This is a genomic window from Rheinheimera sp. (assembly GCF_020217005.1).
GTDB lineage: Bacteria > Pseudomonadota > Gammaproteobacteria > Enterobacterales > Alteromonadaceae > Pararheinheimera.
In genome coordinates this window covers 1-10,000 of record NZ_JAIWOI010000311.1, presented here as the reverse complement: position 1 = coordinate 10,000, position 10,000 = coordinate 1, and the positions used below count along the sequence as shown (strand labels likewise).

Annotated in this window: 11 protein-coding genes; 3 read left to right on the top strand and 8 right to left on the bottom strand. The window is 47.0% G+C overall.

What is annotated here, in order from left to right:
• Positions 1–7: 7 nt before the first annotated feature.
• The 6 genes from lepB to rpoE form a co-directional block, all read right to left on the bottom strand.
• Complete coding sequence (gene lepB, locus LDL40_RS15185; RefSeq protein WP_300996273.1) at positions 8–931, bottom strand: signal peptidase I; 924 nt, start codon at positions 929–931, stop codon at positions 8–10.
• A gap of 14 nt (positions 932–945) precedes the next feature.
• On the bottom strand, positions 946–2,745 hold the full coding sequence (gene lepA / locus LDL40_RS15180; protein WP_367304338.1) for a translation elongation factor 4: 1,800 nt from the start codon (positions 2,743–2,745) through the stop codon (positions 946–948).
• 159 nt (positions 2,746–2,904) lie between these two features.
• Positions 2,905–3,363 (bottom strand): SoxR reducing system RseC family protein, encoded by a 459-nt coding sequence (locus LDL40_RS15175; protein WP_300996272.1) that lies wholly within the window; start codon positions 3,361–3,363, stop codon positions 2,905–2,907.
• Entirely contained in the window at positions 3,364–4,287 is a 924-nt protein-coding gene (locus LDL40_RS15170) for a MucB/RseB C-terminal domain-containing protein (protein ID WP_300996271.1), read from the bottom strand.
• A gap of 2 nt (positions 4,288–4,289) precedes the next feature.
• A complete protein-coding gene (locus LDL40_RS15165) occupies positions 4,290–4,928 on the bottom strand; it encodes a sigma-E factor negative regulatory protein (RefSeq protein WP_300996270.1) in 639 nt (212 codons plus the stop codon).
• A gap of 23 nt (positions 4,929–4,951) precedes the next feature.
• Positions 4,952–5,527 (bottom strand): RNA polymerase sigma factor RpoE, encoded by a 576-nt coding sequence (rpoE, locus tag LDL40_RS15160; RefSeq protein WP_300996269.1) that lies wholly within the window; start codon positions 5,525–5,527, stop codon positions 4,952–4,954.
• A gap of 336 nt (positions 5,528–5,863) precedes the next feature.
• On the opposite strand from rpoE, the gene nadB reads away from it, so the two are divergent.
• Positions 5,864–7,468 carry an L-aspartate oxidase gene (nadB, locus tag LDL40_RS15155; RefSeq protein WP_300996268.1) on the top strand — a complete coding sequence of 535 codons (1,605 nt, stop codon included), beginning with the start codon at positions 5,864–5,866 and terminating at the stop codon, positions 7,466–7,468.
• On the opposite strand, the gene LDL40_RS15150 is transcribed toward nadB, so the two are convergent.
• Both LDL40_RS15150 and LDL40_RS15145 read right to left on the bottom strand, forming a co-directional pair.
• On the bottom strand, positions 7,451–7,897 hold the full coding sequence (locus tag LDL40_RS15150; protein ID WP_300996267.1) for a protein YgfX: 447 nt from the start codon (positions 7,895–7,897) through the stop codon (positions 7,451–7,453). The genes nadB and LDL40_RS15150 overlap by 18 nt on opposite strands.
• A complete protein-coding gene (locus LDL40_RS15145) occupies positions 7,875–8,126 on the bottom strand; it encodes a succinate dehydrogenase assembly factor 2 (protein ID WP_300996266.1) in 252 nt (83 codons plus the stop codon). The genes LDL40_RS15150 and LDL40_RS15145 overlap by 23 nt, the downstream gene beginning before the upstream one ends.
• A gap of 139 nt (positions 8,127–8,265) precedes the next feature.
• Here LDL40_RS15145 and ygfZ point away from each other — a divergent pair, with 139 nt between their 5' ends.
• The gene (gene ygfZ, locus LDL40_RS15140) at positions 8,266–9,240 is read left to right on the top strand and encodes a tRNA-modifying protein YgfZ (protein WP_300996265.1); all 975 of its coding nucleotides are present in this window, start codon (positions 8,266–8,268) and stop codon (positions 9,238–9,240) included.
• 11 nt (positions 9,241–9,251) lie between these two features.
• The gene (locus tag LDL40_RS15135) at positions 9,252–9,737 is read left to right on the top strand and encodes a peptidylprolyl isomerase (protein WP_053423392.1); all 486 of its coding nucleotides are present in this window, start codon (positions 9,252–9,254) and stop codon (positions 9,735–9,737) included.
• Positions 9,738–10,000 lie beyond the last annotated feature (263 nt).

The window sequence follows — 10,000 nt, the reverse complement described above, 5'->3', positions numbered from 1 at the left end:
TTTTGCATTAATTAATTTTGCCTAAACGTTCAAAACGCACACCTACAGGCACCCAGGAAGGTAACCAGTTGTCAGGGTCGTCGCTAAATTCAAAACTCATCCAGATAAATACAGCTTTACCCACCAGATTTTCTTCAGGTACAAAACCCCAGAAACGGCTGTCGCGGCTGTTATCCCGGTTATCGCCCAAGGCAAAATAATGACCTTCAGGGACGATAAACTCTTCGATCGCAGTGCCAGGTTGCTTGTAGTAGCTCATCAGCTGCTCTGACTTAAACGGATGCTGCAGTATGTCGTGTTTACGATCACCAAATTGCTCCGAATAGCGTTTGGTTGGTAATTCACCATCCATAAACTCGCCTTCAGCCTGCAACGTCAGAGGGACAGCTTCTAAACCAGGACAAGTGCTTTTATCTGCTGCAGTACAGGCAGGCTGAATAAACAACTGCTTGTTTTTATAGATGATACGGTCACCAGGCAAACCCACAGTACGTTTGATGAAATCAACTGTAGGTTGCTCTGGGTATTTAAATACGATCACATCGCCACGCTCTGGCCGGCCAGTGGTGATCAGTGGTTTGCGCCATACCGGGTCTTTCACATCGTATGAATACTTCTCTACCAGGATAAAGTCACCGACCAATAAGGTTGGCATCATAGAGCCTGAAGGGATCTGGAATGGCTCGTATAAAAAAGAACGGATAATAGTAATAGCCAGAATCAAAGGGAAAATTTCTTTAGCTGTTTCAGCCAGATAAGAAGGTTTTTCCAATTGTTCAATAGCAGCCAATGGCAGGCCGCCCCCGGCAGCAGCCTGAGCGGTCGCAACTTTAAGTTTGCGCTTTGGGGCAAATACCAGTACGTCGATCAGCCAGATTAAACCACTGGCCAGAGTCAAGACTACGAGAAGAATTGCAAAATAACCTGCCATAACTACCCTTGTTGTTATTTACCGACTTTAAGAATGGCAAGGAAGGCTTCCTGTGGAACTTCCACATTACCGACCTGCTTCATACGTTTTTTACCGTCTTTTTGTTTCTGTAACAGCTTTTTCTTCCGGCTGATATCGCCGCCATAACATTTAGCTAATACGTTTTTACGCAATTGCTTCACTGTAGTACGGGCTATGACATGAGCACCAATAGCAGCCTGAATCGCAATATCAAACATCTGACGTGGGATCAGGTCTTTTAACTTCTCGGCCAGCTCACGGCCACGGCTTTGAGCAAAGTCTTTATGGCTGATAATAGCCAGAGCATCGACCCGTTCACCGTTGATCAGAATATCAACTCTGGACATATCTGAGGTCTGGAAACGTTTAAAGGCATAGTCCAGTGAGGCGTAACCACGGCTGGTAGACTTTAAGCGGTCAAAGAAATCCATCACCACTTCAGCCATTGGTAGTTCATAAACCACTGCAACCTGACGGCCGTGGTAGGTCATGTTCATCTGCACACCACGTTTTTCAATACAAAGGTTAATTACGTTACCTAAGTATTCCTGTGGCACCAGAATATGAGCTTCCACTATAGGCTCACGAATTTCATCAATGTTACCCACTGGCGGTAAAGCACTTGGGTTGTCGACCATCACGGTTTCACCGTTTTTGGTGATGACTTCGTACACTACAGTCGGTGCTGTAGTGATGAGATCCAGATCGTATTCACGCTCTAAACGTTCCTGAATAATTTCCATGTGCAGCATGCCGAGGAAACCTATACGGAAACCAAAACCTAAAGCGCTGGAGCTTTCTGGCTCATAAAACAATGAAGAGTCGTTTAAGCTGAGTTTTTCTAACGCATCACGGAAATCTTCGTAATCGTCTGAAGACACAGGGAATACACCGGCATAAACCTGAGGCTTAATACGTTTAAAGCCTGGTAATGGCTCAGAAGCCGGGTTTTTCGCTAAAGTTAACGTATCACCAACCGGAGCACCTTTGATTTCTTTGATACCACAGATGACAAAACCTACTTCACCAGTACTTAAAATACCTGTGTTATTGGCTTTAGGGGTAAATACACCGACTTTGTCGACTTCGTACACCATACCGGTCGACATCACTTTAATTTTGTCTTTTTGCTGGATTTTGCCATGTTTCACACGAACCAGGGACACAACGCCCTGGTAAGGGTCAAACCATGAATCGATAATCAGCGCCTGAGTCGGACCATCCACATCACCTTCAGGGCAAGGGATATTAGCCACTATAGTCTCAAGTACATCTTCAATACCTATACCTGTTTTGGCTGAACATTGCACAGCCCCTACAGCTTCAATACCTATAATGTCTTCTATTTCTTCGGCAACACGATCCGGATCGGCTTGTGGTAAGTCGATCTTGTTCAGAATTGGTAAAACTTCAAGGTTCATTTCAAGCGCTGTATAGCAGTTAGCTACGGTCTGAGCTTCAACGCCCTGACCGGCATCCACCACCAATAAAGCCCCCTCACAGGCGGCTAAAGAGCGGCTGACTTCGTAAGTAAAGTCAACGTGGCCTGGGGTATCGATAAAGTTCAGTTGATAAGTCTCGCCATCTTTGGCTTTGTAATGCAAGGTTACGCTTTGCGCTTTAATGGTGATACCACGCTCACGCTCCAGATCCATCGAATCTAAAACCTGCGCCTGCATCTCACGATCGGTTAAACCACCACAATGTTGGATCAGACGATCGGACAGCGTAGATTTGCCGTGGTCTATGTGGGCTATGACTGAAAAGTTACGAATATGAGTAATTTTTGGCATTTTTTCCGCTAAAGCTGCTATCAGGTGAGCCTACTCTGCCCCTTATGGGCAAGACAGGACGAACACCAAAGTTGATTCAGATAAATTTGCCGCGAATTGTACTCGATCTCTGCATTGGTTGCTATGTGTTCAGATGTTACAGCGGATTTCAGCAAAGGATTAATCTGTGATACGAATATGTTGCACAGCCAGTTCTGGCAATACAGCGAGGATTTCTATTTGCTCTTGTTGTGTCGAAGGGCCACTGAATAATCGTGCGACGCCAAAGCCTGCCACTAATGCAGCCAAGGAGCCCAGCACTATGGTGCTTTCCGCCAGTTGCAAGCGGCTCAGCAAAGCAGAGACAGCGATCAAACAAAACAACGGCAGTAAATACATTAAAGCCGCAGCGGATAACAGATGCTGTTCACTGACGGCAATTTTTACTTTTTGGCCTTCCAATAGCGGTAACTGGCTTTTGACAAAAAACAGATTATCACGCGGCGTTAACGCCTTAGCCACCACACCTGTGCCACAGTCGTTATTGGCCTGACAGGCATTGCAGCTACTGACACTTTGAGTTTTTAGCCAGACACCATCGCTCTGGCTTTTCATCACAGTGGCAATTTCTTCCAGCATTTAACGTACCGACTCAGCAATTTGCCGCGCACTTTCAATAGACACCGGGCCTATCACTGTGACATCAAACTGATTCTTCGGCATCACAAAAATAGTAGTGGCGCCATCACGAAATGCCTGAGCTGGTAAGCTGGCTCCTGGCTGGACAAATACAGACACCTGGTGCAAACCATCCGACAACAGCCATTGTTCCAACACTTGCTGTGGCACCATAGCTGCAGCTACAGGCACTTGCTGATAACCACCAGGCAACCAGGACAACTCCAACGGGCTCTCCGGCAAACTCACTGTGGGTAGTTTTTCCGCGGCCTTAGGTAAGTCCGCATTGGCGGCAACACTTAAAGCTTCAGGCAAGGTGGTGTGAGGTAATATGTGTGTCACTACCCAACGCTCCAGCACTTCATTCTGTATTGTTAGAGTATCAATTTTTAGCGGGAAACCGGTTTGACTGTCTAACCACATCCAGTAACCTGGCCTGTCATTCTGTAGCGGTGTCAGACGCAATAACTGAGCGGGACGGCCAGAGAGTTGGGCAGAACCACCTGGCACGGCGTCATACAAAGTTTTGATAGACTCTATATCCCGATACAATAAAGCGGGGAGCTCTTTGATGGTGCTGCTATTGGTTGCTAAAGGCGTTTTTTCTGGCGCTATGTAATACACCATCTGATCACGACGCAGGATTTCGACACCACTTTGTTCCAATGGCATCAATTGCTCTATTTCAGAATGATCCTGAACACCATGCAGCCAGCGATAACTATCAACCTGGTTGGGTTTAATGACAACAAAAGAAGCTTCGAAGTTATATTGGCGCACTGAGCTTTGGCTTCGCTCAAACCACTCCCAACCCGAGACTTCAGCGAAGCTCAGGTTGGAGTAAAACAAGATGATCAAGGCACTACTTAAGCCTTTCCAACCCATATTTAATGCTCTTGTATTGGTTTCTCAGCTGGAGCTTGCGGAGTGTTCTGCTGAGCAGTTTCCATCACTCTGATCTGCTGACGATGTGCTTGCAACAATTGCTGCAAACGTTTTTGTTGTTCCAACATAGCCTGCCGTTGTTCCTGTTCAAAACGGGAATCAACAGAGGTCTGACTTAAACTCACAGGTGTCGCAAAGCCAGCTACTGGCTGAGTTTGCAATACAGGCAGAGGTGAGTTCAGGTCTGCATCCTGACCAGTACCCTGGAACTGTTGCACACCTAACACGGCAATTAACGCCACGCTGGCCGCCACTGCACCTTGAAAACCAGTTTTAAACCAACCTGTATTGGCGGCTTCACCCAGTTTTTTCCAGAATGACACTGGTGTATCTTGTCTTTGCGCTGCAGCACTGGCTTCTAACTGATAAGCTGGTTCCTGATCCAACAGGCTGGCAAAGTTATCTGCAAACTGCATATCCAGTTGAGCCGGTAATTCATTTCGAATGGCAGCACCAATCAAATGATAACGCGCAAAGCTCCGCTGTAATTCAGCGTCCTGCAGTAAACTGTCTAATTGTTCAGGGCTTATAGCTTGGTTATCACTAGCAGCCGAGAGCCAATCTGATTTTTCTGACAACATACCGATTCCTGTTTAGTAGAGGTTCAACCAATGAGCGGTTTTAACTGCGCATCAATAGCTTCACGTGCACGGAAAATCCGGCTTCTGACCGTCCCTATAGGACAACCCATCACTTCCGCAATCTCTTCGTAACTTAAACCATCCAATTCACGCAATGTTATAGCCGTGCGTAATTCGTCTGGCAATTTTTCAATGGTATCGAACACTACATGCCGGATTTCTTCGGATAACAAGAGTTTTTCCGGAGAGTCCTGCTCTTTTAACGCATCGCTGCCGTCATAAAACTCAGCATCGTCCGCATCTACGTCGGTAGATGGTGGTTTGCGTCCTGTCGCTACCAGGTAATTTTTAGCGCTGTTCACAGCTATCCGGTATAACCAGGTATAAAATGCGCTCTCACCGCGAAAGCCGGGAATAGCACGGTAAGCTTTAATAAAGGCTTCCTGAGCTACATCCGCCACATCGCCATGGTTAGAGACATAACGTGAGATTAAGTTCGCAATTCTATGCTGGTATTTTCTAACCAGCAGATTAAACGCCGCTTTATCCCCTTGTTGTACCCGCTGGACAATCTGCCAATCCAATTCTTGCTCGCTCATCCGAGCCTTTCCCCTAATGCTAAATACTACTTTCTTTTTGCAACTGGCGCTCGTCAAGCGTACCCTTATGACCGGAAGCTATATGAATAGTTCTGCGAATAAGTAAAAAAAGTTACAATTTGCCGCAAATCGAACGGCCGGTTGCCGAAAAGTAGCGTATATACCTTGGTTCTTGAAGCCGCAGTTTTGTTGTCTGCGTATACTCGCCCCAATCACATAGCTTCACTATGTTCATGGGGTCCCGTGCGCTTGTCGCCGCACTGCCACTTCAATTACCTTGGTATAAAGACCCAAATTACAGACATTTATGTGTTTTTGACTGAATAAGTGTATCCCATGCAACAACAAAAAAAACATCTTTGTGACGTATTAATTATCGGCAGCGGCGCTGCGGGTTTATCGCTGGCTTTGCATCTGGCCGACAGTGCCAAAGTAATAGTGCTGAGTAAGGGCCCGTTACGTGAAGGTTCGACCCTGTACGCACAAGGTGGCATAGCAGCGGTTTTTGATGAAAACGACAGCATAGCTTCTCATGTTAATGACACTTTAATAGCTGGCGCAGGTCTGTGTGAAGCCGCCGCGGTGCAATTTACCGCTGAGCACGCCAAAGATGCGATGGAATGGTTAATAGCTCAGGGTGTGCCTTTTGATCAATACAAAGATGAAGACGGTGTCCTGAAATACCACCTGACCCGCGAAGGTGGCCATAGCCACAGACGTATTTTGCACGCTGCTGACGCGACTGGCAGAGCAGTACAAATCACACTGGTTGAGCAAGTTAAAGGCCACCCCAATATTCAGTTGCTGGAAAACTACAACGCTATTGATTTGATCACGTCAAAAAAACTCGGATTAGCAGAACAAAAATGCCACGGTGCTTATGTCTGGAACCGAGACGAGGAGCATGTGGAGGTCATAGGGGCTAAATGTGTGGCTCTGGCAACAGGCGGTGCCAGTAAAGTGTATTTGTATACCAGCAACCCCGACGTCGCCAGCGGTGATGGTATAGCTATGGCATGGCGTGCCGGTTGTAGTGTAGCCAATATGGAATTTAATCAATTCCACCCCACTAGCTTGTATCATCCTGAAGCGCAGAATTATCTGATCACCGAAGCCATGCGGGGTGAGGGCGCTTATTTAAAGCGACCTGACGGCAGCCGATTTATGCCGGATTTTGATGAAAGGGCTGAATTAGCACCACGAGACATAGTGGCGCGTGCCATCGACTATGAAATGAAGAAGTTAGGTGCTCACTGTGTATACCTGGATATCAGCCACAAACCAAAAGACTTTATCATTGAGCATTTCCCGACTATTTACGCCAAATGTTTAAGTGTCGGCATCGATATCACCAAACAGCCTATTCCTGTAGTGCCGGCAGCGCATTACACCTGCGGTGGTGTAATGACCAACCTGAATGGCCAAACCGATATTGATAATCTGTATGCTGTAGGAGAAGTGGCCTACACCGGATTGCACGGCGCTAATCGAATGGCGAGTAACTCTCTGTTGGAATGTGTGGTCTTTGCTCAAGCCGCAGCACGGCATATTAAACTTCAACTGGACTCGACCCGCTTAGTCACAGAACTGCCTTGCTGGGATGAAAGCCGTGTTATTGACTCGGATGAAGAAGTAGTGATTACTCACAACTGGCATGAATTGCGCCTGTTTATGTGGGACTATGTTGGCATAGTCCGCACCGAAAAGCGGCTGGAACGTGCTTTGCACAGAGTGGAATTGTTACAACGTGAAATTCAGGACTATTACCGTAACTTCCGCGTCAGTAATAACCTTCTGGAATTACGTAATTTAACTATGGTGGCTGAACTGATTATTCGCAGCGCTATGGCGCGTAAAGAAAGCCGGGGCCTGCACTATAATCTGGATTATCCGGAGCAGTTGGCGCAGCCCACTCCAACCATTTTAACTCCGGTTCGCTGAACCTGGCTGTTGCTGCCATTTCACCGTCTGGCACACTCGTGCCAGACTACGAAAATGTTCTTCAGATAAGTTGTCCCTGTAGAGCCATAACTGCTGAGGTCGTTGCTCTGTGTCCTGCCAGCGCAGCCATATACCCAACTGAGACACTAAAGAATCGGCCAACAACTGTCCGGCAGGCAGTTCATCCTGCCACCACTGCATTTCGCCCTTTTCGCCTAAAAACAATAATCTGGCTTTGACTGGCTCTTGCCATTGCCGCAGCAGTTGATAAAAACAGAAAAACAACCAAGGCCACAACAACATCCACCACAAAGCATAAAAAGGCTGCAACAGAAAAATAAGCAGAATAAACAAACTTTGCGCCAGATAAACGAACCGGCGCATGCGGGATGGAACAAAGCTAAGGTTATACTCGTACTCTGTTGACAATGATGTTCACCATAGCTTGCAGCTCTGCATCTGCGGATTGGCCATGGCCCATAAACCAGGCGAATAAATCAGGATCATCACAGGCCAACAAGGCTTCAAAGGTATATTTTTGCGCCTCAGTTAAGGCGTCATAACCTTCCTCGACAAAAGGTGCCAACAACACGTCCAGCTCCAGCATGCCACGACGGCAAGCCCAACGCAGGCGGGGTTTACCCATTAGTTCTTTCATTTTTACCTCTCGTTCTTGAGGCTGCAGCAGTGCGAACAGCTTCGATAGTGGCCAGATTCTAACAAAAAAACCATCCAGGGGTTGAGCTTTTGACCAAATCCCCCAATGATCGACTTAGTATTTTAAGAGACTTACCCTTATGCAAGCATCCTGGATCAGTGCAGACCAACTCGCTTCTTTATCTACGTCGATACAAGGCGCCTTTATCAGTCCTTTACCTGGCTTCGAAAGCCTGATTATTGCAGGACCAGATAACCGCAAATACCTGCAGGGTCAGGTCACAGCAGACCTGAATTCACTGACTGCCGACAATTTTCTGCGTGGCGCGCATTGCGATGCAAAAGGCAAAATGTGGGGCCAGTTTTATCTCTGTGCTGAAGGCGATGCTCTTTGGTACATAGGCTTTCGTGACGAACTGCAAGCCTCAGCCACCCAATTGAAAAAGTTTGGCGTATTTTCCAAAGTCAGTTTTGAATCCGGGCATGACAGTCTGGCTATTTTGGGTATCAGTGGCGCAGGCACCGCAGCTCTGCTGCAGCGATTGGGCTACGACCAACCCACAGCGACCGGTCAGTTGAGCCCTGTGGCTGGCGGAAAATTGTTGCGTTTGGCCGATGAGCATTATTTATTAGTGATTGATTTTGCTCATGCGAAGCGATTATTGACGGAACAAAGCAGCCAGCTTGCGGCTCCAACCTTGTGGTTAGCTCAACATATTCAGCAAGGTTTTTCCTATCTTGAGCAGGCTGTGATTGGCGAATATGTGCCACAAATGCTGAATCTACAAAGTATCAACGCCATTAGTTTTACCAAAGGTTGTTACATCGGGCAGGAAACTGTGGCCCGAATGAAATATCTGGGTAAAAATAAAAGGGCAGCTTATATCCTCAAAGGACAAACTGAGGAAACTCCGGCCAGTGGTACGGATATTGAAGTACAATGGTCGGAAAACTGGCGCCGGGTTGGCCAGGTCATTAATGCGGTGAATATTCAGGGGCAACTTTGGGTGTTGGCGGTATTACCGAACGATATTAACCCAGCTGATCCACTGCGATTAGCAACTTCGGATGCATCGGTTTTAGTCATATCACCTTTGCCCTATTCACTCGCGTAACTGAGGTTTGCATGAGCATACAAGCAGAAAAAGTAGTCGCCATTCATTACACTGTGGCTGACAAAGCAGGCAACGAATTAGATAGTTCAGCTGGCGGAGAACCGCTGGTGTTTATTTTTGGCACAGGCGCTTTAATTCACGGTTTAGAGCAGGCTTTATTAGGTAAGACCGTAGGTGATAAATTCAAAGCCGAAGTTCCTGCGGCAGAAGCCTATGGCGATCGTCATGATGAGTTAACTCAGGCGGTACCACGCAACTTATTCGAAGGCATGGACGTTCAGGTTGGCATGCGCTTCCGCGCTGCTGGTCCGGACGGCCGTGAGCAATCTGTCATTGTATTAGATGTCACAGAAGATGAAGTTGTAGTAGATGGTAACCACCCTCTGTCAGGCATTGATCTGACTTTTGATGTGGAAGTGGTTTTAGTCCGCGATGCTACGGACGAAGAACTGGCGCATGGCCATGTGCATGGTTTAGACGGCCACGCTGGTCACTAAGCAAAAAACAAAACGGAGCTATATAGCTCCGTTTTGTTTTACCCTGCGTACTTGAAGCTGCAGCTTTGTTGACTGCGCTACTCGTCCCAGTAGTTTGTGGCATGTGATGATTGGTATGAGCTGCGAGTTCTCGCTTCAATCCAATTACACATAGGACTACTATGCTCCTGGGGTATCGCTCACTTGTCGTCGCGCTGCAACATCAATTACTTTGGGTATTAGATTTAGAACAATTAAAAGGATGACTGCACAATGAAAAAATG

Coding starts and splice junctions, on each gene's coding strand:
- LDL40_RS15175 (WP_300996272.1), bottom strand. CDS start 3,363: ATGCTGGAAGAAATTGCCACTGTGATGAAAAGCCAGAGCGATGGTGTC.
- LDL40_RS15145 (WP_300996266.1), bottom strand. CDS start 8,126: ATGAAAGAACTAATGGGTAAACCCCGCCTGCGTTGGGCTTGCCGTCGT.
- rpoE (WP_300996269.1), bottom strand. CDS start 5,527: ATGAGCGAGCAAGAATTGGATTGGCAGATTGTCCAGCGGGTACAACAA.
- LDL40_RS15165 (WP_300996270.1), bottom strand. CDS start 4,928: ATGTTGTCAGAAAAATCAGATTGGCTCTCGGCTGCTAGTGATAACCAA.
- nadB (WP_300996268.1), top strand. CDS start 5,864: ATGCAACAACAAAAAAAACATCTTTGTGACGTATTAATTATCGGCAGC.
- LDL40_RS15170 (WP_300996271.1), bottom strand. CDS start 4,287: ATGGGTTGGAAAGGCTTAAGTAGTGCCTTGATCATCTTGTTTTACTCC.
- LDL40_RS15135 (WP_053423392.1), top strand. CDS start 9,252: ATGAGCATACAAGCAGAAAAAGTAGTCGCCATTCATTACACTGTGGCT.
- lepA (WP_367304338.1), bottom strand. CDS start 2,745: ATGCCAAAAATTACTCATATTCGTAACTTTTCAGTCATAGCCCACATA.
- lepB (WP_300996273.1), bottom strand. CDS start 931: ATGGCAGGTTATTTTGCAATTCTTCTCGTAGTCTTGACTCTGGCCAGT.
- ygfZ (WP_300996265.1), top strand. CDS start 8,266: ATGCAAGCATCCTGGATCAGTGCAGACCAACTCGCTTCTTTATCTACG.